The 21,381-nt window shown below is 62.3% G+C and carries 24 protein-coding genes and 1 tRNA gene; 16 read left to right on the top strand and 9 right to left on the bottom strand.

What is annotated here, in order from left to right; genetic code table 11:
* Positions 1 to 27: 27 nt before the first annotated feature.
* The gene (locus tag WC739_RS03260; protein WP_372951586.1) at positions 28 to 633 is read left to right on the top strand and encodes a hypothetical protein; all 606 of its coding nucleotides are present in this window, start codon (positions 28 to 30) and stop codon (positions 631 to 633) included.
* Between the two features lie 76 nt (positions 634 to 709).
* Here the strand turns inward: WC739_RS03260 and WC739_RS03255 are convergent, their stop codons facing one another.
* The 3 genes from WC739_RS03255 to WC739_RS03245 all read right to left on the bottom strand — a co-directional run bounded on the left by WC739_RS03255 (position 710) and on the right by WC739_RS03245 (position 2,776).
* Positions 710 to 1,477: an alpha/beta fold hydrolase gene (locus WC739_RS03255; protein WP_372951585.1), complete on the bottom strand. Its 768-nt coding sequence runs from the start codon at positions 1,475 to 1,477 to the stop codon at positions 710 to 712.
* Between the two features lie 17 nt (positions 1,478 to 1,494).
* Entirely contained in the window at positions 1,495 to 2,058 is a 564-nt protein-coding gene (locus WC739_RS03250; RefSeq protein WP_372951584.1) for a DUF192 domain-containing protein, read from the bottom strand.
* A gap of 121 nt (positions 2,059 to 2,179) precedes the next feature.
* Complete coding sequence (locus tag WC739_RS03245) at positions 2,180 to 2,776, bottom strand: cold-shock protein (protein ID WP_372951583.1); 597 nt, start codon at positions 2,774 to 2,776, stop codon at positions 2,180 to 2,182.
* Between the two features lie 215 nt (positions 2,777 to 2,991).
* On the opposite strand from WC739_RS03245, the gene gloA reads away from it, so the two are divergent.
* On the top strand, positions 2,992 to 3,432 hold the full coding sequence (gene gloA, locus WC739_RS03240; RefSeq protein ID WP_372951582.1) for a lactoylglutathione lyase: 441 nt from the start codon (positions 2,992 to 2,994) through the stop codon (positions 3,430 to 3,432).
* 113 nt (positions 3,433 to 3,545) lie between these two features.
* On the opposite strand, the gene WC739_RS03235 is transcribed toward gloA, so the two are convergent.
* Both WC739_RS03235 and ilvA read right to left on the bottom strand, forming a co-directional pair.
* The gene (locus tag WC739_RS03235; protein WP_372951581.1) at positions 3,546 to 4,109 is read right to left on the bottom strand and encodes a DUF1697 domain-containing protein; all 564 of its coding nucleotides are present in this window, start codon (positions 4,107 to 4,109) and stop codon (positions 3,546 to 3,548) included.
* The gene (ilvA, locus tag WC739_RS03230; protein WP_372951580.1) at positions 4,106 to 5,362 is read right to left on the bottom strand and encodes a threonine ammonia-lyase IlvA; all 1,257 of its coding nucleotides are present in this window, start codon (positions 5,360 to 5,362) and stop codon (positions 4,106 to 4,108) included. Before ilvA ends, WC739_RS03235 begins: the two co-directional genes overlap by 4 nt.
* A 184-nt stretch (positions 5,363 to 5,546) precedes the next feature.
* Here ilvA and WC739_RS03225 point away from each other — a divergent pair, with 184 nt between their 5' ends.
* From WC739_RS03225 to WC739_RS03215, 3 genes are all read left to right on the top strand, one after another.
* Positions 5,547 to 6,950, top strand: a complete 1,404-nt coding sequence (locus tag WC739_RS03225) for an aminopeptidase P family N-terminal domain-containing protein (protein ID WP_372951579.1) — start codon at positions 5,547 to 5,549, stop codon at positions 6,948 to 6,950.
* 101 nt (positions 6,951 to 7,051) lie between these two features.
* Positions 7,052 to 8,125: an alpha/beta hydrolase gene (locus WC739_RS03220; protein WP_372951578.1), complete on the top strand. Its 1,074-nt coding sequence runs from the start codon at positions 7,052 to 7,054 to the stop codon at positions 8,123 to 8,125.
* A gap of 143 nt (positions 8,126 to 8,268) precedes the next feature.
* On the top strand, positions 8,269 to 9,432 hold the full coding sequence (locus WC739_RS03215; protein ID WP_372951577.1) for an alpha/beta hydrolase: 1,164 nt from the start codon (positions 8,269 to 8,271) through the stop codon (positions 9,430 to 9,432).
* 21 nt (positions 9,433 to 9,453) lie between these two features.
* Here WC739_RS03215 and ade read toward each other — a convergent pair whose 3' ends face one another.
* Entirely contained in the window at positions 9,454 to 11,271 is a 1,818-nt protein-coding gene (gene ade, locus WC739_RS03210; RefSeq protein ID WP_372951576.1) for an adenine deaminase, read from the bottom strand.
* Positions 11,272 to 11,785: 514 nt separating this feature from the next.
* On the opposite strand from ade, the gene WC739_RS03205 reads away from it, so the two are divergent.
* Together WC739_RS03205 and WC739_RS03200 are read left to right on the top strand one after the other, a co-directional pair.
* A tRNA-Leu gene (locus WC739_RS03205) sits at positions 11,786 to 11,871 on the top strand.
* 476 nt (positions 11,872 to 12,347) lie between these two features.
* Positions 12,348 to 12,974, top strand: a complete 627-nt coding sequence (locus WC739_RS03200; protein WP_372951575.1) for a hypothetical protein — start codon at positions 12,348 to 12,350, stop codon at positions 12,972 to 12,974.
* Positions 12,975 to 13,085: 111 nt separating this feature from the next.
* Here WC739_RS03200 and WC739_RS03195 read toward each other — a convergent pair whose 3' ends face one another.
* Positions 13,086 to 13,664 (bottom strand): NUDIX domain-containing protein, encoded by a 579-nt coding sequence (locus tag WC739_RS03195; protein ID WP_372951574.1) that lies wholly within the window; start codon positions 13,662 to 13,664, stop codon positions 13,086 to 13,088.
* Positions 13,665 to 13,816: 152 nt separating this feature from the next.
* Here WC739_RS03195 and WC739_RS03190 point away from each other — a divergent pair, with 152 nt between their 5' ends.
* The 4 genes from WC739_RS03190 (at position 13,817) to WC739_RS03175 (ending at position 16,071) form a co-directional block, all read left to right on the top strand.
* The gene (locus tag WC739_RS03190; protein ID WP_372951573.1) at positions 13,817 to 14,920 is read left to right on the top strand and encodes an NADH:flavin oxidoreductase/NADH oxidase; all 1,104 of its coding nucleotides are present in this window, start codon (positions 13,817 to 13,819) and stop codon (positions 14,918 to 14,920) included.
* A gap of 132 nt (positions 14,921 to 15,052) precedes the next feature.
* A complete protein-coding gene (locus tag WC739_RS03185; protein ID WP_372951572.1) occupies positions 15,053 to 15,370 on the top strand; it encodes an SH3 domain-containing protein in 318 nt (105 codons plus the stop codon).
* Positions 15,371 to 15,520: 150 nt separating this feature from the next.
* On the top strand, positions 15,521 to 15,799 hold the full coding sequence (locus WC739_RS03180) for a DUF982 domain-containing protein (protein WP_372951571.1): 279 nt from the start codon (positions 15,521 to 15,523) through the stop codon (positions 15,797 to 15,799).
* A 32-nt stretch (positions 15,800 to 15,831) separates the two neighbouring features.
* Positions 15,832 to 16,071 (top strand): DUF2188 domain-containing protein, encoded by a 240-nt coding sequence (locus tag WC739_RS03175; protein WP_372951570.1) that lies wholly within the window; start codon positions 15,832 to 15,834, stop codon positions 16,069 to 16,071.
* A 63-nt stretch (positions 16,072 to 16,134) separates the two neighbouring features.
* On the opposite strand, the gene WC739_RS03170 is transcribed toward WC739_RS03175, so the two are convergent.
* Both WC739_RS03170 and wrbA read right to left on the bottom strand, forming a co-directional pair.
* Positions 16,135 to 16,419, bottom strand: coding sequence for a hypothetical protein (locus WC739_RS03170; RefSeq protein WP_372951569.1), 285 nt, complete (start codon positions 16,417 to 16,419; stop codon positions 16,135 to 16,137).
* A gap of 277 nt (positions 16,420 to 16,696) precedes the next feature.
* Complete coding sequence (gene wrbA / locus WC739_RS03165; protein ID WP_372951568.1) at positions 16,697 to 17,296, bottom strand: NAD(P)H:quinone oxidoreductase type IV; 600 nt, start codon at positions 17,294 to 17,296, stop codon at positions 16,697 to 16,699.
* A 179-nt stretch (positions 17,297 to 17,475) separates the two neighbouring features.
* Here wrbA and WC739_RS03160 point away from each other — a divergent pair, with 179 nt between their 5' ends.
* The 5 genes from WC739_RS03160 to WC739_RS03140 all read left to right on the top strand — a co-directional run bounded on the left by WC739_RS03160 (position 17,476) and on the right by WC739_RS03140 (position 20,850).
* Entirely contained in the window at positions 17,476 to 18,219 is a 744-nt protein-coding gene (locus WC739_RS03160; protein WP_372951567.1) for a competence/damage-inducible protein A, read from the top strand.
* A 79-nt stretch (positions 18,220 to 18,298) separates the two neighbouring features.
* Positions 18,299 to 19,132, top strand: a complete 834-nt coding sequence (locus tag WC739_RS03155; RefSeq protein ID WP_372951566.1) for a universal stress protein — start codon at positions 18,299 to 18,301, stop codon at positions 19,130 to 19,132.
* A 103-nt stretch (positions 19,133 to 19,235) separates the two neighbouring features.
* Complete coding sequence (gene gpt / locus WC739_RS03150) at positions 19,236 to 19,736, top strand: xanthine phosphoribosyltransferase (protein ID WP_372951565.1); 501 nt, start codon at positions 19,236 to 19,238, stop codon at positions 19,734 to 19,736.
* A 197-nt stretch (positions 19,737 to 19,933) separates the two neighbouring features.
* Positions 19,934 to 20,422: an NUDIX hydrolase gene (locus tag WC739_RS03145; RefSeq protein ID WP_372951564.1), complete on the top strand. Its 489-nt coding sequence runs from the start codon at positions 19,934 to 19,936 to the stop codon at positions 20,420 to 20,422.
* 116 nt (positions 20,423 to 20,538) lie between these two features.
* Positions 20,539 to 20,850 (top strand): PilZ domain-containing protein, encoded by a 312-nt coding sequence (locus WC739_RS03140; RefSeq protein WP_372951563.1) that lies wholly within the window; start codon positions 20,539 to 20,541, stop codon positions 20,848 to 20,850.
* The last annotated feature ends 531 nt before the right edge of the window (positions 20,851 to 21,381 follow it).

The raw sequence follows: 21,381 nt of genomic DNA, 5'->3' as shown, positions 1-21,381 counted from the left end.
ATTTGGTTCGCGGGAATTCAAGCAGCCATGGAAAACGAACCCTTGATGGATGACGCGCTGAAACGCGCGCTTTCGCCGCTGTACCGGGCCGAGGGCCGCCACTATCACAACCTTGCCCATATCGAGGCAATGCTGACGCTTGCCGCCGACTATCGGGCGCTGCTGGACGATCCCGATTCCGTCGAGGCGGCGATCTGGTTCCATGATGCGATCTATGACAGCAAGGCCAAGGACAACGAGGCGCAAAGCGCTTCCCTTGCCCGGGGAAAGCTCGCCGGCCGCGCCGATCCCGCGCGTCTTGGCCGCGTGACGGCGATGATCCTCGCGACCGCCACGCATGAGCTGCCCTATTTTGACAATGCGGCGGCCGTACGGGACGCCGCTTTTTTCCTCGACATGGATCTGTCGATCCTGGGCGCCGCGCCGGATGCCTTCGACGCCTATGAACAGGCGGTGCGCCGCGAGTACGACTGGGTGGCGGAGCCGATGTGGCGCGCCGGTCGCGGCGCGGTGCTGAGGAACTTCCTCGCCCGACCGCATATCTTCCACACGGAGGAATTTCGACAGCGTTTCGGGCCTCACGCCGTGGCGAACATGTCACGCTCGCTGGAGCGTCTGGAAGCAATCAGGTAAAGGCGGGATCGTTGCCGCCATTGCCGGCAGAATGGCCAGTTCATCCCAGTGCGCCACTTCTGCCCTCGGCAGCCGCTCAGAGCGGATATTGAGCGTAAAACTCCAGCACGCTTTGCTTGAAGGTCTTGTCTCCAACCGCCAGCATATGGTCGCGGCCCTCGATGTGAAAGGCCCTGGCATTGGGCATCAGCGCCGCGAGTTCGTCGGGCGAGCCGGCGATATCATCGCGGGTTCCAACAGCAATCAGCGTCGGCTGGGCGATGCGGGCAACATCGTCCGCGCTCAACAGTTCCCGCGAGGCGACGATGCAGGCGGCCAGCGCCCGTCGATCACTGCGGGTCTGATCGGCGAAGGCACGAAACGCGCGTCCGCGCGGATGGCTGGTCGCGGCGGGGTCGTCGGCCAGCAGGGCCGCGGCGATCGGATCCCAATCGCCGACGCCATCGACCATTCCGATGCCGAGGCCGCCGAAGACCAGCGTCGCCACCTTGTGCGGATCGGACAGGGCCAGGAACGCCGCAATGCGCGCGCCCATCGAATAGCCCATGACATGGGCGCGCTCGATGCCCAGGTGATCAAGCAAGGCAGCGGCATCCGACGCCATCTTCGCCGGCGTGTAGTCAGCCTCTTCATAGCTCTTCGACGACGAGCCATGGCCGCGATTGTCGAAGGCGATGGCGCGGTAGCCCGCTTCATTCAGGGTCTTGAACCAGCCGGGCGATACCCAGTTGACATAATGGCTCGAAGCGAAACCATGGATCATCAGCACAGGATCGCCTTCGCCCGAAGCCGGCTGGCGGTCGAGAAACGCAAGATCGAAGCCGTCATGGGAAAAAAACTGCATCGGAAAGGAGTCCGCGCTCAGTCGGAATCGATATTGGGCGCATCGCCCTTGTCCGCCGGCGGCACGCCGGGGCCAGGGGCGGTGCCGATTGCCGGGTGACGCAGCAGGTCGCCGGCGACAATGCCGTCGCTCGCCGCCGTTCCGGCCTTTAGCTCCAGCACGAAGCGCACCGGCTCTCCCGGCGTGATCACCGCTTCGGAAAATGGTTCGCCTTGCTTGATGGCGCGGATCCTGCCGTTCTGGCCGACAAAGACCAGGTCCAGCGGCATCGGCGTGTTCTTCATCCAGAAATTGACTTCGCGTGTCTCCTCGAAAACGAACAGCATGCCATGATCGCTGGCCATGTCCTGGCGAAACATCAGGCCGGCCTCGCGCTCCGCCTCGGTGTCGGCGACCTCGATCGAGAACGAACGTTCGCCGCCCTTGGTGACTGCCACCAGCGGCGTAGGATCGACGGGGAGGATCATCGCCTGGCCATCGGCCATGCTGGATTTCTGGAAGTAGAAGAAGGCGCTTGCCACGACGATGACGGCAATCGCGGCGTACTTCACGCCTGCCGTGGGCCAGTTCCTGTGTGCCATGCGAAATCCTCGAGCGGACAACGTCCTAGACCATGATGCCGAAAAGTGGAACCGGGTTTTCCGACAAGATCATGGTCAAACGAAGGGAGAGCTTCACGCCGCATACAGGATGGAGCAGGCGCTAATGCGAAACCGGCAGGGTCCCGACGTCGGGGTGGATTTCGGCTGCCATCAGGCCCTTGTCGCCGCGGCCGAAGCGAACGAGCACGACCTGCCCCGGACGAAGCTCGGTGATGCCGTAATGGCGCAGGGTCTCCATGTGGACGAAGATGTCCTCGGTGCCCTCGCCGCGCGTCAGAAAACCGAAGCCCTTGGTGCGGTTGAACCATTTTACCAGAGCGCGCTCGAGACCGCTTTCCGGCGTCACGGCGACATGGGTGCGCTGCTCCTGCATTTCGGCAGGGTGGACCGCGGTGGTGACATCCATGGACAGCACCCGAAAGGCCTGCAATCCGCGCTCACCATGCTTGACGAGGCAGACCACGCGCGCGCCTTCCAGGGCGGTCTGAAAGCCGTCCCGTCGCAGACATGTCACATGGAGGAGAATATCGCCCGATATACCGTCATCGGGAAGAATGAAGCCGTAGCCCTTGGCAACATCGAACCACTTTATGGCGCCGGCTATTTCCAGCAACTCAGCGGCATCGCCGCCTCCGTCGCGCTGCAAGGCGTCACCCAGGGGTCCGTCCCGCCCCGTTAGAGAGGCCTTTTCCCCCATAAGAATGCCCCCTCTTTTCAAGAACACCGCAACTGATTCTTATCATCAGATTAACACTGCGGCTTCCGGTGTGTGCAAGACCTTCCGTGCCTTTTTTCACGGTTCATCGGGGGAATACCGGATTTGTTCTTTGCCGGCATTGCCGCTGCCGCACGATTGCCCTTTCAGCCGGCCAACCCTATGCTGCGCCGCGAGCCAATCATCGAGGAAATCACATGCGCTATCTGCACACCATGGTCCGCGTCGCCGATATCGATGCGTCGCTCGATTTCTACTGTGCCAAGCTTGGCCTCAAGGAGGTGCGTCGCTACGAAAACGAGCAGGGCCGCTACACCCTGATCTTCCTGGCCGCGCCGGAGGACGAACAGAGCGGCATCAACGAGAAGGCGCCGCTGGTCGAATTGACCTACAATTGGGACGTGGAAGATTACAAGGGCGGGCGCAATTTCGGTCACCTCGCCTATGAGGTCGACGACATCTACGAAACCTGCCAGCGGCTGCTCGACAAGGGCGTCACCATCAACCGGCCTCCGCGCGACGGCAACATGGCCTTCGTAAAGTCGCCGGACGGCATATCGATCGAGCTTCTGCAGAAAGGCCCGGCGAAGGCAAAAGCCGAACCGTGGGCCTCGATGGCGAACACCGGAAGTTGGTAAGCCTCATCATGGCGCCGGGCAAACCTGCCCGGCACCTTTTGCCGTTTCGCATCACCGCACCACCTGCCCGGCCATGTCACCGGCATGGCACCGGCCCCGGCGGCGTAGCCAGCCTATTTCCCGCCAGCGGCGCCGGTGGCCAACTTCAACAGCGCCGTTACCGAGCGCCAGTTGCGCGCGGTGCCGGGCACTCCCAGCACACGTGGGATGAGGTTCGCGAACACCGATTTGCCCACGCCGTCGGGCGCATACAGGTACAGGCAATCGCCCCTGACCTCGAACCGTTCCGGTCCCGTGCACTTCTGGGCGAGCCGCGCCACCTCGGCGACGGTAGGCTCGCGCTCGAGTGCATGGACATGCAGCTTGGTGGGATCGGCGGCGACGTCCGCAAAGGGGTTTTCGTCCACCAGGCGCTCGAACCACTCGAGATCGCGCACCATGACACGCGAAGGGAACCCCCACCTCTTCTCGAAGGCCGCCTCGATCCGCTTCGTCAGCGTGGCCGTATCGCTCTCACTTGACGTGAACACGACATTGCCGCTCTGCATATAGGTGGCGACATCGGAAAGACCGAGATCCTCGAAGAACGACCGCAACTCCGCCATCTTGACGATGCGGTTGCCACCGACATTGATGCCCGAAAACAGTGCGACGAACACCCTATCCGGGTCGCTCATATGATGAACCCAGCCAATGTCTCATTGTCGGTGATGTCCTGATACTGGACTCCTTCGGTCTCGAATTTCGCCTTGAGCAGTTCGAAATTGCGGCGATCCCTGGTTTCGATGCCGATCAGCACCGAGCCGAAATTGCGTGCCGACTTCTTCAGATACTCAAAGCGGGCGATGTCGTCGTCGGGTCCAAGCATTTCCAGGAAGTCACGCAAGGCGCCAGGCCGCTGCGGGAAGCGGATGATGAAGTATTTCTTCAGGCCCTCGAAGCGGAGCGCCCGCTCCTTGACGTCCGGCAGCCGCTCGAAATCGAAATTGCCGCCCGAAACAACGGCCACTATGGTCTTGCCCCTGATCTCCTTCTTCGAAAAATCCTTCAGCGCATCGATCGCCAGGGCACCCGCCGGCTCCAGAACGACGCCTTCGACATTGAGCATCTCGATCATGGTCGCGCAGAGCCGGTTTTCGGGGATCAGCCGCACCGTATCGGCCGGAAAATCCTTGAGATGGCGCAGCGGCTCGCGGCCGATCTCGGCCACGGCCGCGCCATCGACGAAATTGTCGACCTTGGCGAGCTTCAGGCGCTTTCCGGCGGACAGGGTCTCGCGCAGGCTTGGCGCCCCGGCCGGCTCGCAGAACACGAACCGGGTTTCGCGCCCCTGATCGGCGAAATAATGGGTGACGCCGGCCGCCAGCCCGCCACCGCCGACCGGCAGCATGATGATGTCTGGCATGCGCGCGCCGGGCATCTGATCGGATATCTCAAAGGCGACGGTGGCCTGGCCCTCGATGATGTCCTTGTGGTCGAAGGGCGGCACCATGTGGGCACCGGAACTTTCGGTGAATTCCAAGGCGGCGCGATAGCAATCGTCGAAAAAGTCGCCCACCAGCCTGATCTCGACGAAATCGCCGCCGAACAGTCTGGTCTTGTCGATCTTCTGCTGCGGCGTGGTCACCGGCATGAATACCACGCCCTTCTTGCCGAAATGACGGCAGACGAATGCGAAGCCTTGCGCATGGTTGCCGGCCGAAGCGCAGACGAACAATTCCGCCTGGTTGCCCGCGGCAAGCGTCTTGCGGAAAAAGTTGAAAGCACCCCGGATCTTGTAGGAGCGCACCGGCGACAGGTCCTCGCGCTTCAGCAGCACCCGAGCACCGGTCTTCTTCGACAGATAGTCGTTCTCCTGCAGCGGCGTTTCCGGAAAGATCTGGCGGATCGCGGCGGCGGCGACCGCAACGCGCGAAGAAAAACTGTTCATTGAAGACCTACCTTGTGCCCCATCTCCGCGGATTCCGCCTTTGATCGAAGTGTACGCGCTTCTACCGCCATGCAACCCGTCCTGCCTATTGCATATCCGGCCACGGGACGCCATTGTCCGGCGGTTCCTGCGGCCCATAACGGACATTCACGGAATCCTTGCAAGCACTTGGGGGCGTTTGTTCATGCCTGTAGCGTCCGTTGGCCTGAAATCCATGTCGCTGCCCGAGTTCGGCGAGCCGACGGTCATGCCGCTGATTGCGCGAAGCCTACATGAGGCCCGCATCGAGGCGCTGGTGGCGCTCGCCGCCAAGGCCGGCCTCGATGGCTTCGCCGTCTATGGCGACCGCGAGCATGCCGCCAACGTCGCCTACCTCTCCGGCTATGATCCGCGCTTCGAGGAAACGTTGCTGATCATCGTTCCCGGCCGGCAGCCCACGCTTCTCGTCGGCAATGAGGGCTGGGGCTACGCCGAGATCTGCGACGGACCCTACGAGCGCGTCCTCTACCAGACGTTCTCGCTGCCGGCGCAGCCGCGCGACCGCTCGGACGCGCTGCCCGACATCCTGGCCGCGTGCGGCCTGAGGCCAGGCCAGCGCATCGGCGCCATCGGCTGGAAACCGTTCGGCGCCGGCGACGCGGGCTTCGGCGAAACGGCGCTCGATCTGCCGTCGTTCATCGCCGACACGCTGCGAGCGCTCGTTGGCGACAAGGGCGCGGTGGTGAACGCCGCCAATCTGCTGATGAACCCCACCGACGGCCTGCGCGCCATCAACGAGGCCGACCAGCTGGCTGCTTTCGAGTTCGCCGCCACCTTCACTTCGCAGGGCCTGCGCAATGTCCTGCAAGGGATCGAGCCGGGAATGACCGAATTGCAGGCTGCCCGGCTGATGGGCATGAACGGCCTGCCGCTTGGCTGCCATCCGATGCTTTCGGCGGGAAGGCGCGCCGCCTACGGCCTGCCCAGCCCGCGCCTCGACGTCATCGGGCGCGGCGACCCTATCACCATGGCCTATGGCATCCAGGGAGCGCTCAACGCCCGCGCGGGCTTCCTCGCCGAGGATGCGTCCGACCTTCCGCCCGCCATCCGTGACTATGTCGAGAAGCTGGTCGCGCCCTACTTCTCGGCCGTCGTCGACTGGTACGAAGCGATCGGCATCGGCGCCACGGGCGGCACTCTGTGGCAGGCCGTGCATGACCGCATAGGCGACCCCTTCTTTGGCGTTTCGCTCAATCCAGGCCACCTCGTCCATATCGATGAATGGATGCATTCGCCGGTGTTTTCCGGCTCCGAAATCAAGCTCAGGTCGGGCATGGCTTTGCAGGTCGACATCATCCCGGCGACCGGCGGCGACTATTTCACGACCAACATCGAGGACGGCATCGCGCTCGCCGACGACAGCCTGCGCGAGGAGATCGCGGCCCGCTATCCCGAGGCCTGGAGCCGCATCCAGGCGCGGCGCGCCTTCATGGTCGATGTGCTCGGCATACGCCTCAAGCCCGAGGTGCTGCCCTTCTCCAATATTCCCGCATTCCTGCCGCCATTTTGGCTTTCGCGCAACAGTGCGATGGCAGTCGCCCGACGCTGACCGGATTTCGGCGGGACGCGACTTAGTTCTGCCGCACTCTCCCTGTCCGGGAGGTGTCGCGGGGGTAGGATGGGCCAGTTGGCCAGAGTTGGAATTTTGAAGTGCCTTTGAAGAAGATTCTCGTGGTTACGCTTGCCTTGCTCGTCGCCGGTTGCGCCGGCCCGCAAACGCAGGAACTGCTTGGCAGTGCCATGGTCGTAGCGCCGGTTACGGAGATCGCCGGCAACCACAGCATCTTCATCGCCACGACGCGCAAGAAATCCGACGATCCAAACAAGGTCTTCGATGGCGAGCGCTCGGCCACATTGAACTACGCCCGTGTCAGCGTCACTGTCCCAGGCCTGCACAAGGCAGGTCAGATCGAACGGCGCTCGCGCGGCAAATCGAATGATCCGGCGAAATATTTCATGGCCTCCGAGGTGGTCGGCTACGACACGCAGCCGAAATTCTCCAGCGCGCTCAACGCCGATATCGCGGCACGCGGCGGCCGCGTGATGGTCTTCGTGCATGGCTACAACACCGGCTTCGACGCCGCCGTCTATCGCCTGACCCAGCTCGTCCACGATTCAGGCTATCCCGGCACGCCCGTGCTGTTCTCCTGGGCTTCGGGCGCCCGGACCACCGACTATGTCTACGACAAGGAAAGTGCCAGTGCTGCTCGCGACCAGCTCGAAGTGACCTTGCGGATGCTGGAGCAGTCCGGGGCGCGTCGCATCGACATCGTGGCGCATTCGATGGGAACCTGGGTCACCATGGAAACGCTGCGCCAGATGGCCATCAGCGGCGACCGCGACCTCGGCGGCAAGCTCGGCGACGTCGTGCTGGCCTCGCCCGACATCGATGTCGACGTGTTCAAGAGCCAGATGCGCCGCTACGGCAAGCCCGACAAGCCGTTCATCCTGTTGCTGTCGGACGACGATCGCGCGCTGCGGCTTTCCGGGCTGATCGCGGGATCGCGGCCGCGCGTCGGCGACTACAAGGACGCCGCCGACCTTGCCTCCTATGGCGTCACCGTCGTCGATCTCTCCAAGGTCAAGGGAACCGACAGTTTCAACCATACGAAGTTCGCCGACAATCCGGCCCTGGTGAAGATGATCGGCCAGCGGCTGCGCGAGGACGATGGTTTCGCCAGCGACCGCGAGGTGACCGACCGCATCAGCCTGCTGGCCCAATAGATGTGGTCCGGCTCGTTTCGCCGGTACGTTTCAGCCGTAGCGGAGCATATCGGCCACTTTGAACTGGACCGCGACGGCCTCTGGCAGTATCGAATTGGGCAGCGACGTGATGCATTCGACGTCCCCTTTGCTGGAGCCGGCGCGTGACCGTGCGTTTGAAGAGTTTCATTGTCGTGGCGCTCGCGCTCGCCGTCAGCGGTTGCGCCGGCCGGAGCACGCATGATCTCCTCAACACCACGACGATTGCGGCGCCCGCTTCCGATATCGCGGCCACCCATCAGATCTTCGTCGCCACCACCCGCAAGCAGGCAACGAAGGATCCGCGCCAGGTGTTCGACGGTGACCGTTCGCTTACGACCGCTTATGCGCGCGTCGACGTCACCGTGCCGAAAATCCACCAGCTGGGCGCCATCGAGCGAACCAAGGGCTCCGCCAATTCGAACCCCGCCAAGCAATTCACCGCGACCGATGTCGTCCACTACGGGGACGCTTCGCAATTCGACAAGGCGGTTAGCGCAGACATCGCCTTGCGCGGCGACCGCGCGCTGGTTTTCGTGCACGGCTTCAACAACGGGTTCGATGACGGCGTCTACAGGCTGACGCAGATCGCGCACGACACGAAGTATCCGGGCACGCCGGTGCTGTTCTCCTGGGCATCCAGCGGCAAGACAACGGGTTATCTCTACGACAAGGACAGCGCCAACGCGGCGCGCGACGACCTTGAAGCGACGCTCAGGATGCTCGCCAGGACCAAGGTCAAGAGCATCGACATCGTCGCTCATTCGATGGGGACGTGGTTGACGATGGAGGCGTTGCGCCAGCTCGCAATCACCGGCCACCGCGATCTCGACGGCAAGCTCGGCTATGTTATCCTGGCCTCGCCAGATATCGATGTCGACGTCTTCAAGAAGCAGATGATCCGTTACGGCAAGCCCGACAAGCCGTTCGCCGTGCTGCTTTCGGGCGACGATCGCGCCCTGAGAGTCTCGTCCTTCCTCTCCGGCGCGAAGGCACGGGTGGGCGACTACGACGACGCGGCGGATCTCGCCAGCTATGGCGTCTCGGTCGTCGATCTGAGCAAGCTGAAATCCGGCGATAGGCTGAACCATGCCAAGTTTGCCGACAATCCGATCCTGGTGCGATTGCTCGGCGACCGTTTGCGCACTCCGGCAGGACTGGCCTCGGACCAAGCGCCCTCAGGGAAGCTCGACGACGTCGGTGAAGGTCTCGGCAAGGCGGTCGGCTCGGTCGCCGAGATCGTCATCACCACGCCGTTCAGGGTGCTGACCATTGCCACCGGCGGTTGACCGCCCCTTAGATCCCAGTGGTCAAACGATCAGGTCGACCTTCTTGAAGGTCGTCACGTCTATCAAGCCGACATCGGAAATCCTGAGCTCCGGGATGACGACCAGCGCCAGCAGCGAATGCTGCATGTAGGCATTGTTCAACGAGCAGCCCATCTTGCGCATCGCTTTGGTCAATGTCTCGGCCTTGGCGGCGACGACCTCCGCCCGCTCGTTCGACATCAGCCCGGCAATCGGCATTTCGACCAGCGCCAGTTCCTTTCCCTTGGAGAACAGCACCACGCCGCCGCCGACCTCCCCCAGACGGTTGACCGCCAGCGCCATGTCCAGCTTGTTGGTGCCGACGACGATGATGTGGTGGCTGTCATGCGCCACGCTTGACGCCATGGCACAGTCTTCCATGTAGCCGAAACCGGAAACAAAGGCGTTGGTGACGCCGCCCGTGCCCTTGTGGCGCTCGACCAGCGCGATCTGGCAGATGTCGTTGCGGCGATCCATGGCGACCAGCCCGTCCTCGACCGACAGATCCGCCTCGAGCGCCCGCGTCGGCGCCTGGTTTTCGATGACACCGATGACCCGCACCCTCACCTCGTTGGCGCCCTTCGGAGCGGCGATGTCGAAATCGCCGGACTTCAGCTTCTTGCCGAGCTTGACGGTGTTCTTGGCCGCGCTCGGATAATCATAGGCAGGAATGTCGACTTCGAGCTTGCCGCCCTTGGCCAGCCTCACGCCCCGCGCATAGACCTCGTCGATGGTCATCTGGGCGAGATCGGACACGATCAGCAGGTCGGCGAGCCGTCCGGGTGCGATCGAGCCGATCTCGCGCTCCAGCTTGAAGTGCTGGGCGGTGTTGAGCGTCGCCATCTGGATCGCCGTCACCGGCTTCAGTCCCTGTTGGATGGCGTGTCGCACCACGCGGTCCATATGACCTTCGTGGACCAGCGTGCCGGAATGGCTGTCGTCGGTGCACAGGATGAAGTTGCGCGGATCGATGCCGCTCTCCGTCACCGCCTTGATCTGCGAGGCGACATCGTACCAGGCCGAGCCCAGCCGCAGCATCGCCTTCATGCCCTGGCGCACGCGGGCGATGGCGTCCTCGGCGCGCGTGCCCTCATGGTCGTCCTCGGGGCCGCCGGCGACATAGCCGTGAAACGGCAGGCCGAGATCGCGCGATGCGTAGTGCCCGCCCACGGTCTTGCCGGCGTTCACGGTCGCGGCGATCCCGCCCGACATGACCGGGTCGTTGGCGGCGACACCGGGAAAATTCATCACCTCGCCAAGGCCGATGATTTTCTCCCATGTCATCGCCTCCTCCACATCGGCCACCGTCAATTCGGCGCCGGCATGTTCCAGTCCCGGCGCCGAAGGGACGCAGGACGGCATCTGCACATGCACGTTGATTGGCATGGCCACGGCTTCGTCATGCATCAGCCGCACGCCCGGCAACCCAAGGACATTGGCGATCTCATGCGGGTCGATGAACATCGAGGTGGTGCCGTGTGGAATGACGGCGCGACAAAACTCGGTCACTGTCACCATGCCGCTCTCGACATGCATGTGCGCGTCGCAAAGGCCCGGCACCAGGTAGCGCCCGCCGGCGTCCACCACCTTGGTGCCCTGGCCGATGGCATGGCCGGCGTTCGGCCCACAATAGGCGAAGCGGCCGCCGGCAATGGCGATGTCGGTGCCGGCGATGATTTCGCCCGAATGGACGTTCACCCAGCGCCCGTTGCGGATGACGAGGTCGGCAGGCTCGCGGCCCATTGCGACATCGACGAGATGCGTCGCCATCTCGGTCCACGGTTTTGGCTTCGTCGCATGCGCCGCCAGCTTCTTTGCCATGAAGGGACTCCTGTTTGCGCGACTGTGCCAAGCCTGCCCGGTTTTGACCAGCGTCAAACTGCCGATGGGCGGGCTCCGACCGGAAACGGACTGACGCGCTCGCCACGTCGGGGCCTTGCTCGAACGGACCTTTCTGAACCGGCTTTCGGGGGATTCGATGTATCTTTCGAGGCTTGCGGCGCCGGTGCTCTTGCCGCATTGGCCGTGCCAGCGCCGACCAGTGGTCGAGGCGCCGATTGGCGCGGAGCATCTTGCTGGAGGCAGGGCGGCCGACGCCCTCAGTGGGCGGGGGAATGGGGTTGGGCCTGAGAGGCGCCGGCCTTGGCGGATCAGATCCGCCGTGGACCCACTTTAGCAAAAGCCGCGACGCGCATAATTGCGCGATCGCACCATACCGGCGCCCGCTCGACGATCTCGAAGCCGCCCGAAGCTGTCAGCGGTTTTGCACAACACAATCCTCGTGTCGCGCGACAAGGATTGACGAGGAACCGTAAGTAGTTGAAATGAAAGGCATGCGGACGTGGCGGAATTGGTAGACGCAAGGGACTTAAAATCCCTCGATCTCTGATCGTACGGGTTCGATTCCCGTCGTCCGCACCATATTGATCTCTTGGGCATGCGCTGGGATATCTGTCCGCCGGACGCCTTCGCTTTATTGCGGATATCTGCCGAGGCGATCTTGCGGCGGCGAAGGTGGCGCTGCATCCTGACAACAAGGTCTGGGAGGCACAGTGGATATATCGAACCTCGCGGCGAAGGTGCAAACCGCGCTGAGGCAGGTCTGGAACCCGACCCGGTTCTGGTGCAGCTTTCCATTTGTCCGAATCGCTTTCTGGCTTCGAGAGCGAAAGCGCTATAATTCGATGTTCCCGCGACGATGGATTGGTCCGGCCGCTATCATTAATCAAGATCTGGAGCTGGTGGACGACGACGACGTTGACAAATTGGATCGATCTCTGCTCGATTTACTTGTCGCCAGAAGGGATCAACTTAAGTCGTCAAGCGGAAAGTTTTCTCTGCTAAATATCTCCCTTTTTGCGTTCCTCGTCACGAACTATTTTAACAAGAGTGCTGACGTGAGCGTATATGGAGTCTCCATTAAGAGTTCCCCGGGCGTTGCGGAGGCACTGATTGTTATTTCAAGCACCCTGGGAATACATGTGGCAACTATACAAGGAAATATAGCAATTATAGACGGCGCAATAGCTCATATCATCAAGAGGATTTTTCCAACAGGGATCCTAAATATAATGCAGTCTGCTCTGGTTCCGGAGACGTCTATCGGTAAATATTTCCCTATTAACCTTCCTCATTTAGTATTTACTTCTGGACATTCTTTGGCTTCTAAATCGTTTGTATATTTTTATCTATTTATTATACTTGTAGCGATTTTTGGGGTATACATAGTAAATTTGCTGCTTTTAAGAGAACTATGGCTCGCTTCTTCTATAGGTATATATAGCAAGATAGTTGTTATTTATGTTGTAGTTTGCGGGTTGTTTGGGGGAATATTCCTTTTTCTAACGAGATTACCATCTCCTTACCGAGACTTTACCGTACTTCATGAATTACAGATCGCGGAGCAATTAAATCCCGTTCATGCGTCAAAGCTTTGGCAACGTTTCTACAAGGCCAAAATAGATGATAGGTCCGATTTGGAACGTCGAGGTTTCATTGGACCGAAAGCAGTGAAACAAGGCTGATAACGAAATTACTTGACCAACACCCGCAGTGAACGGCGATCCGATACTGCATTGCTCTGAACCAAATCGTCGGCGGCGGCCAAAGCCGGGAGCGCAGAAAAAACGGCGGATTCAAACCCGCATCGGGTTCAGCTTCAGGTGCTGGATCAGGATGATGGTCTTGGCGTCGATGATGCGGCCGTCGGCGATGCCGGCCAACGCCTCGTCGAGCGGCATTTCCAGCACTTCGATGTCCTCGCCCTCCTCCGGTGCGCCGCCGCCGGCCGAGATGCGATCGGCTGGCGAATAGCGCGCGACGAAGAACCAGAGCCGCTCGGTGACGCTGCCGGGACTCATATAGGGTGAGAACAGCCGCTCGATGTCCTGCAAGCGGTAACCGAGCTCTTCCTCGGCTTCCTTGCGGATCGCGGTCTCCGGATCGTTTTCGTCGAGCAGCCCCGCGCAGGCCTCGATCAAGGGCTCGCGGTGGCCGGTGACATAGGCCGGATAGCGGAACTGGCGCACCAGAAGCACGGTCGAGCGCGACGGATCGTAAGGCAGGATGACAGCGCCGTCGCCGCGATCATAGGTCTGGCGGATCTGCGTTTCCCATTGGCCGTCGCGCCGGCGGTAATCGAGGACGGTCTTCTTCAGGACGGCCCAGTCGTCGGAGAGGATTTCCTCAGAGCGGATGCGGATGCGATCTTCCATCGTGGTCTCCCTGCCCTCTGGTCGAGGCGTAGCGGCGAACCGACATTTGCGCAATGTGGGCAATCGGTCCAAAAAGGCGTTTCACCGTCTCGTGTCTGGCGCACGTCCCAGCCATTGCCTAGATAGCCTATTCCTTCCCGGAGCCCCTTTTCATGACAGCATCGCTTTTCCAGCCGATCACACTTGACGGCCTCGACTTTCCCAATCGCATCGCTGTCGCGCCGATGTGCCAATATTCCGCCGATGACGGCTCAGCCAGCGACTGGCACCTCTATCACTGGATGAACCTTGCCATGTCCGGCGCGGGCATGGTCACGGTGGAGATGACCGATGTCGAGCGGCGCGGACGCATCACGCATGGCTGCCTCGGCCTCTACTCCGACCACAACGAAGCCGCCGCCCGGCGCACGCTCGACGCGGCCAGGAGGGTCGCGGCTCCCGGCACGAAGTTCGGCACGCAGCTCGCGCATGCCGGCCGCAAGGCCTCGAACCGCAAACCGTGGGACGGCGGCGGACCGCTGCGGCCAGACGAAGACCCCTGGCAGACCGTCTCTGCCTCGGCTATCGCCTATGACACAGGCTGGAACGTGCCGCACGCGCTGGAGGACGACGAGATCCTGCAGCTGATAGAACGGTTCGCCGAGGCGGCAAGGCGGGCCGAACGCGCCGGCTTCGACTTCATCGAACTGCACGCCGCGCACGGCTATCTGATCTTCCAGTTCCTGTCGCCCTTGTCCAACCAGCGTACCGATCGCTGGGGCGGATCGGCGGAAAACCGCATGCGCCTCGTCGTCGAGATCGCCAAGGCGGTGAGGAAAGCAGCGCCGAAGCTGATGCTTGGCGCCCGGCTGTCGGTGAAGGACTGGGTCGATGGCGGCTTCGACGTCCCCGACGCTATCGAGGTGGCGAAGGCGCTCAGGGATGTCGGCGTCGCCTATCTCTGCTGCTCGAGCGGTGGCAATTCGCCGTTGCAGAAGGTGCCCGGCGGCCCCGGCTACCAGGTGCATCTGGCGGAAGCCGTGCGCAAGGGGGCCGGCATTCCAACACGGGCCGTCGGCCTGATCGACAATCCGAAGCAGGCCGAGGCAATCGTCGCCGAAGGCCGCGCAGACATGGTGGCTGTCGCCCGCGCCTTCCTGGCCGATCCGCGCTGGGGCTGGCGGGCCGCCGCCACGCTGGGCGAGCCGATCCACCCGGCGCCGCAGCTCGCGCGCGCCGTCACGACGATGCAGCATTGGATAAAAGCGGCGGGCTGAGGCTCTTTCCCCGACGCCGGCGCGGTACCGCCCGCTCCAGGCAATTTGCCACAACCCCGCTTCAATTCCGTCGGCAAGCTGTTACGTTGGGGAAGGCTGCGGCGGGCGGGGCCGGGGGTTGGGGAGGACATCATGTCATTCAGGGCATTCTGGCCAGTCGCGGCGCTGACAGCCGTGGCTGGACTTTGGATCGGCGCGGCGACGCCGGCCAGCGCGCAATATTGCGAGGGCACGGTGCACGGCCTGTCGGGCCGCTACAATCTGGCCACCGGCAGCGGCTTTCTAGCCGTACGGACACGGCCGAACTCGTCGTCGCGGATGATCGGACAGCTGTTCAATGGCGATCATACCGAGATTTTCGACAGGCGCGGCAACTGGTACAAAGTCGAGATCGGCGGCACGACCGGCTGGGCAAACGCACGCTGGATCAGGAACGACTGCGGCTATTGAGACGCGCGTCCCTGCCATCCAAAAGTCGACCCGATCTTGGGACAAGGACATCGATCTGACAAAGCTGAGCGCGTCGCCACCGCGACGCGACTTTTGGGCGCAGGCCGACGGCCACGGTTGCAACCAAATTGGCTGCTTTGCGTTGCGGCCATGATGGACAACAAACCCTTTGAAGCGCCGGTCGTCGTCGAACTTGGCCATGTCGGCAAATATCGCCATATCCGCAACACCCAGGAGGCCGCCGAGTGCCTCATGACGGTGTGGCCGCTCAATCGCGGGCCTCGCCATCGTGACGCCCTCGACACTTGCCTCAAAGTGCTGGAAGGGTATCGTTCGACAGCGGATGCGCGCCGGGCACTGATAGAAGCCGCCAAGGAATCCGAAGTGCTGGTGCCAGACGACAAACTGCGCGACGACCGGCTGCATTGAGCAGGCCGGGCTTTTAAAACCGGAGAGTTTTCATGGCGAAGCTGACTTACAAGATCGTCGAGCATGACGGCGGATGGGCCTACAAGGTCGGCTCGACGTTCTCGGAGACATTTCCCACGCATCATGACGCCTTGCGCGCGGCCGAGATCGCTTCGGCCGAGCAGCAGGTCGCCGGCGCCACCGATGGCATCCAGTACGAGGATTCCGAGGGCAAATGGCACGAGGAACTCGCGGACGGCCGTGACCGGCCACAGACGGAAGTTTCCGACTGAGGCCCTCGCCCACGCGGCGGCCGCGCACGCTTTGGACGTAGCGCGGCCAGAACCGCCTTCGGATCATTTACCGCAATATTGATCGTTGACGTTGCCTTGCGCATTGGCGTCGGGACCCGCCGTGTCGGAGGCACAAGGCCCGACGGCGCCGGTGTTGCCCAGTGTGTTCAGCCCCGAGCGGTCGCCATTGATGCTGCCGGTGGTGGTGGTGTCCACGGACGAGGATGATCCGTTGCCGGAGATCCAGTTGTGGAGCCAGTCCTGATGGTTGCTGCCCGCAGATTGTGCCATGGCCGACGTGGCCAGACCGATCGTCAGGACAGATGCTGCCAGAAGTTTCCTGTACATTGATTTACTCCGTGTCTTGGTCGCCTTGGGTGCGACACGGGGGTAAACCCTGGGATCCACCACACGGTTCATTGAAATTGTCGTGACTCCGCGGTGATGTCCGGCTCGCCCAGGGCCGCGTCCAGCCATCCGGAACCGTCCATCTGACCAGGGTTCGCCCAATTCGGCCGCAACTGGCTCCTCCGCGGCTTCCATGCAAAACGGGCGGCCAGATGACCGCCCGCTTCATAAGAGGTTCGCCATGCGCGGGCTCGCCGCGACAGGGCAAAAGTGACGATCAGCCGTGCAGCTTGATGGTGATCTCGGCGACGCGCTTGCCCTGGAATTTCGCGCCTTCGAGTTCCTGCGCCGAAGGCTGACGCGAACCATCGCCATCGCTGGTCGTCGTCATGCCGTAGGGAGCGCCGCCACGCACGACATCATTGCCCATCTGGCCCTGATACGCGTAGGACAGCGGCACGATGATCAGGCCGTGATGCTGCAGCATGGCTTGCGTGCTGAGGAGTGCGAGTTCAGCGCCGCCATGCTGTGTCGCGGTCGAAACCATGACCGAGCCAACCTTGTTGACGAGCGCGCCCTTGGCCCATAGCGGGCCGGTCTGGTCGAAGAAGTTCTTCAACTGTGCCGCCATCGCGCCATAACGCGTCGAAGCGCCGACGATGATGGCGTCGTAGCCGTCAAGCTCGAGCGGATCGGCGATCGCCGCCTCCTGGTCCAGCTTGTAGTGGGCCGCCTTGGCTACCGCTTCGGGCACCAGTTCGGCAACGCGCTTGATGGTCACTTCGGCGCCGGCCTCGCGGGCGCCTTCGGCCGCGGCCTTGGCCATCTGTTCCATGTGGCCCCAGCTTGAATAGTAGAGAACAAGTACCTTCGCCATTTCCATCTCCTTGATTCAAAAAGCAACCAGAGCCCGAGGCCGCCGGCCTGGAAGCTATCTAGGGGCATGGGCGTTCAAAGGATACGCCGCAAATAGGCACAGATTGTTCACCGCTCGGCCGGCATTGCCGCGACGACCGCGCCGCGCTATTTCAGGGCACCGTCTCACCGGAGCCCTCCATGCCTGAAATCGTTACCGCCGCCATGCTCGTCATTGGTGATGAGATCCTCTCCGGCCGCACCAAGGACAAGAACATCGGCCATCTCGCCGACATCATGACGGCGATCGGCATCGACCTGAAGGAAGTGCGGATCGTCCCGGACGAAGAAGACGAGATCGTCGCGGCGGTGAATGCGGTGCGCGCCCGCTACACCTATGTGTTCACCACCGGCGGCATCGGTCCGACCCATGACGACATCACCGCGGATTCGATTTCCAAGGCCTTCGGCGTGCCGTGCGAATATGACGCCAGGGCCTATGCGATGCTGGAAGCAAGCTATGCCGCGCGCGGCATCGAATACACCGAGGCTCGCAAGCGCATGGCGCGGATGCCACGTGGCGCCGACCATATCGACAATCCTGTGTCGATCGCGCCTGGCTTCCGCATCGGCAATGTCCATGTCATGGCCGGCGTGCCGTCGATCTTCCAGGCCATGCTCGACAATGTCTTGCCGACCCTCAAGGCCGGCACCAGGATGCTGTCGGCCAGCGTCCACTGTCCGTTCGGCGAAGGCCTCATCGGCGGACCGCTGGGCGATATCCAGAAGGCCCATCCGGACACCATCATCGGCTCCTACCCGAAATTCGCCGACGGCAAGTTCTGGACCGAACTGGTCGTGCGCGCCCGCAGCCAGGAGGCGCTGGAGGCCGCGCGCGCCGATGTCGAGGCGATGGTGGCGGGCTTCGCCGCCGCCACGGGTTGACCGTCGCCGCCGGAACAAGGCACGGTGCTGGCACGTTTTCTTCCAGCGAGTGATATCGCTCGTGAACTGAGGGATTATCATGCGATTCAAAACCATCGTTGCCATTCTGCAGAACGAGCAGGACGCCGAGCGCGTGCTCGACTGCGCCATCCCCCTCGCCACACGGTTCCAGAGCCATTTGATCGGCATCCACGCCGAAGCGTTGCCGGTGCCCTACACCTCGGCCACCGGCTTTCCCGACACTGAATTCCTGCAGGTCTCGGCTGACATGAGCCGGGAGCGCGCCGACAAACTCGAGGCGACGTTCCTGAGGCACATCGAGAATTCAGGCCTGTCCTTCGAATGGCGCAGCCTCGAGAGCTTCTCCGGCGACAGCGCATTGACCGGCATATCTAGCGTCCGCACCGCCGACCTGATCATCGCTGCCCAACGCGAGTCGGGCGGCGATCCCAGTGCGGATGTCGATACGCTGGTCTATGACGCCGGCAGGCCGGTTCTGGTGGTGCCGCATTCGGGGCCACTCGTCACCAGTTTCAAGCATGTCCTGCTCGCCTGGAACGGCAGCAAGGAGGCCGCGCGCGCCGCCTTCGACGCCCTGCCCTTCATCATCGAGGCCGAGAAGACAGACATATTGGTCATCGATCCGCCCGAAACCCTCGACGACAGCCCAGAGGCCGCCGGCGCCGAAATCGCCTCCGCCCTCGCCCGCCACGGCGCCACGGTCAGTGTCTCGGTGCTCAAGTCCGAAGGCATTTCGGTCGACGACGTCATCCAGACCAGGATCGCGGAAACCGGTGCCGACCTTCTGGTTCTCGGCGCCTACAGCCACTCATGGCTGCGGCAGTTGCTATTTGGCGGCGTGACGCGCACGGTTCTGCGGACGGTTCCGGTAGCAGCCTTCCTGTCGCGCTGAGAACCCGGGCGCGCTCCCTTGCCAAGTGCTCGGCTTTCCAGTTAATTCCGCGCGCATTCCCCTGTGGTTTCGCGCGCGACGCCCGCGCGCGGCGGAGCATGACATGGCCCTTCCAGAAAAAGCCTTTCCGGTCTCCTGGGACCAGTTCCATCGTGATGCCCGTGCGCTCGCGTGGCGGCTTGCCAGCGCCAACAAGGGCCAATGGAAAGCCATCGTCTGCATTGCCCGCGGCGGCCTGGTGCCCGCGGCGATCATCTCGCGCGAACTCGGTATCCGCGTCATCGAGACGGTCAGCGTCGCCTCCTATCACGACTATACGACCCAGTCGCAATTGCAGGTCCTCAAAGGGGTGGCGCCAGCATTGCTGGCCGAGAACGGCGCCGACGTGCTGATCATCGACGACCTCACCGACACCGGCAAGACCGCCAGCATCGTCAGGGCGATGCTGCCCAAGGCGCATTTCGCCACCGTCTATGCCAAGCCGAAGGGCCGGCCGCTCGTCGATACGTTCGTCACCGAAGTCAGCCAGGACACCTGGATCTACTTCCCCTGGGATATGGGTTTCACCTATCAGAAGCCGATCGCCGACGACCACGCCGGCTGAGTCGCAGCCTCGCCGTCGGAGCCAGACTCCGCCATCGTCGGCATGGCACCCCGCCCAGACGGCTCTCAATCTCCGAAATCGACTTCGATTTGCGTGCTTTGGTCCGACTGGACGAACTTTTTACTTTTATTGTCGACAATTGACCGTAAGATTCGTGAGACGGCAAACGATTCTGGAGGCTGGGGCTAGCTTCTCCGATGTTGACGAGGCCAACGACGCACAATCATCTTGCCGAAAGGGTCCGGCGGCTCTTCGGCACCGCGCCGTGCCGTCTGCAAGTGGCCGCCCTGCCCTGGCGAGACACCGGGGACGGCGTCGAAATCATGCTGATCACCAGCCGCGACACCGGCCGCTGGGTCATTCCCAAGGGCTGGCCGGAAGCGAAAGAACCGCTGTGTGAGGCGGCGGCGCGCGAGGCTGGAGAAGAGGCCGGACTGCGTGGAACCGTCTCGCCTCTCGAAGCCGGCCGTTACTTCTACGCCAAGATGCTGTCCTCGGGCAAAGAAGTGCCTTGCGAAGTGCTGGTGTTTCCGTTGCTGGTCGACAAGGTGGCGGACCAGTGGAAGGAAAAGCGGGCGCGCACGCGCAAATGGGTGAGGTCCTCGGAGGCCGTGCGCATGCTCCATGAGCCGGATCTTTGCCAGATCGTCGCCTATTTCTGCGCCGACCCACATGGATTTGCCTGATCGCAGCTTGCCTCCGCGCACACCACGCTCCGGCCGAACCGGCCGTGTTTCGGTATCATCATGAATGGTTTGATAATGTTTCGGCGATAGGGTTCGGCGATATTGGCGCTGCACCTATGGCTGACCCCGCGAACACCCTTCAGGTAGAGACGGCCGTTCCCGAGCGCGATCACCGTTCGCGCGTGCTCAAGGGCGGAACAATCATCAGCGGAATCAAGAACTCGGAGATCAGCTGCATGCTGCGCAATCAGCATGAGAACGGCGCCGAGTTGAAGGTCCCCATCGAGGCCCAGATTCCGGACAAGTTCCTTCTCTACGTTCCGCTCGATCGCACCGGCTACCGATGCGAGGTCCGTTGGCGGCGCAACGACCGGATCGGCGTCAAGTTCACCGGAGTGGAACCGAAGCCGAGATTGCATTACGGCTGATCGTGTGGGCGCGGCGATCCCGCATGGCCGTCGCATGGCTTCTAGCGGCGGATCCGGATCAAGGGGCGGCGATTCTATCCCCGTTATCCACATGTGTGACACACAAGATGTTGGGGTCACAAAAGCTACGCAAACGAATCCTTGACGGCGCAAAACGAGTCGCCTTTTATAGGCCATGCGCTCCTGTTGAGAGTGCGGCCGGAAAGTTTTGAGCCCGGTCTTTTCCCGGATTATGTGCGTTTTTTCCCGCATTTCCGCCCGTTCACGAGGCTGGCGGAAGCGTGGAGCGGTTGCGCCGGGGGCCGAGAAAGGGAGACTTGTCGGACTGGAATAAATTGTCTGTTAATACTATATTTAGTGTTTGCAGGTAGGTTCGGCGCTAGATAGTGTGAATTTCCCTCCAGCGAGGGAATCGAAAAAATCAGATTTGACGAACCTGCGGGTTCATCGGCGTGCTGAACGGAAGCTTCGCAGGGAGCTTGAGCAGCATTCGTCGCGGAAGACCGCGAAATGGAGAGCCGGCTGTCTTCG

Origin of the sequence: Mesorhizobium sp. (assembly GCF_041661565.1) — a bacterium.
Taxonomy (GTDB): Bacteria; Pseudomonadota; Alphaproteobacteria; order Rhizobiales; family Rhizobiaceae; genus Mesorhizobium.
This window is presented reverse-complemented; position numbering and strand designations above follow the sequence as displayed.

Excerpts from the sequence above, each read along its gene's own strand:
- WC739_RS03260 (WP_372951586.1), top strand. The coding sequence starts at position 28 with ATGGAAAACGAACCCTTGATGGATGACGCGCTGAAACGCGCGCTTTCG.
- WC739_RS03255 (WP_372951585.1), bottom strand. The coding sequence starts at position 1,477 with ATGCAGTTTTTTTCCCATGACGGCTTCGATCTTGCGTTTCTCGACCGC.
- WC739_RS03250 (WP_372951584.1), bottom strand. The coding sequence starts at position 2,058 with ATGGCACACAGGAACTGGCCCACGGCAGGCGTGAAGTACGCCGCGATT.
- WC739_RS03245 (WP_372951583.1), bottom strand. The coding sequence starts at position 2,776 with ATGGGGGAAAAGGCCTCTCTAACGGGGCGGGACGGACCCCTGGGTGAC.
- gloA (WP_372951582.1), top strand. The coding sequence starts at position 2,992 with ATGCGCTATCTGCACACCATGGTCCGCGTCGCCGATATCGATGCGTCG.
- WC739_RS03235 (WP_372951581.1), bottom strand. The coding sequence starts at position 4,109 with ATGAGCGACCCGGATAGGGTGTTCGTCGCACTGTTTTCGGGCATCAAT.
- ilvA (WP_372951580.1), bottom strand. The coding sequence starts at position 5,362 with ATGAACAGTTTTTCTTCGCGCGTTGCGGTCGCCGCCGCCGCGATCCGC.
- WC739_RS03225 (WP_372951579.1), top strand. The coding sequence starts at position 5,547 with ATGCCTGTAGCGTCCGTTGGCCTGAAATCCATGTCGCTGCCCGAGTTC.
- ade (WP_372951576.1), bottom strand. The coding sequence starts at position 11,271 with ATGGCAAAGAAGCTGGCGGCGCATGCGACGAAGCCAAAACCGTGGACC.
- WC739_RS03195 (WP_372951574.1), bottom strand. The coding sequence starts at position 13,664 with ATGGAAGATCGCATCCGCATCCGCTCTGAGGAAATCCTCTCCGACGAC.
- WC739_RS03190 (WP_372951573.1), top strand. The coding sequence starts at position 13,817 with ATGACAGCATCGCTTTTCCAGCCGATCACACTTGACGGCCTCGACTTT.
- WC739_RS03185 (WP_372951572.1), top strand. The coding sequence starts at position 15,053 with ATGTCATTCAGGGCATTCTGGCCAGTCGCGGCGCTGACAGCCGTGGCT.
- WC739_RS03180 (WP_372951571.1), top strand. The coding sequence starts at position 15,521 with ATGATGGACAACAAACCCTTTGAAGCGCCGGTCGTCGTCGAACTTGGC.
- WC739_RS03175 (WP_372951570.1), top strand. The coding sequence starts at position 15,832 with ATGGCGAAGCTGACTTACAAGATCGTCGAGCATGACGGCGGATGGGCC.
- WC739_RS03170 (WP_372951569.1), bottom strand. The coding sequence starts at position 16,419 with ATGTACAGGAAACTTCTGGCAGCATCTGTCCTGACGATCGGTCTGGCC.
- wrbA (WP_372951568.1), bottom strand. The coding sequence starts at position 17,296 with ATGGCGAAGGTACTTGTTCTCTACTATTCAAGCTGGGGCCACATGGAA.
- WC739_RS03160 (WP_372951567.1), top strand. The coding sequence starts at position 17,476 with ATGCCTGAAATCGTTACCGCCGCCATGCTCGTCATTGGTGATGAGATC.
- WC739_RS03155 (WP_372951566.1), top strand. The coding sequence starts at position 18,299 with ATGCGATTCAAAACCATCGTTGCCATTCTGCAGAACGAGCAGGACGCC.
- gpt (WP_372951565.1), top strand. The coding sequence starts at position 19,236 with ATGGCCCTTCCAGAAAAAGCCTTTCCGGTCTCCTGGGACCAGTTCCAT.
- WC739_RS03145 (WP_372951564.1), top strand. The coding sequence starts at position 19,934 with ATGTTGACGAGGCCAACGACGCACAATCATCTTGCCGAAAGGGTCCGG.
- WC739_RS03140 (WP_372951563.1), top strand. The coding sequence starts at position 20,539 with ATGGCTGACCCCGCGAACACCCTTCAGGTAGAGACGGCCGTTCCCGAG.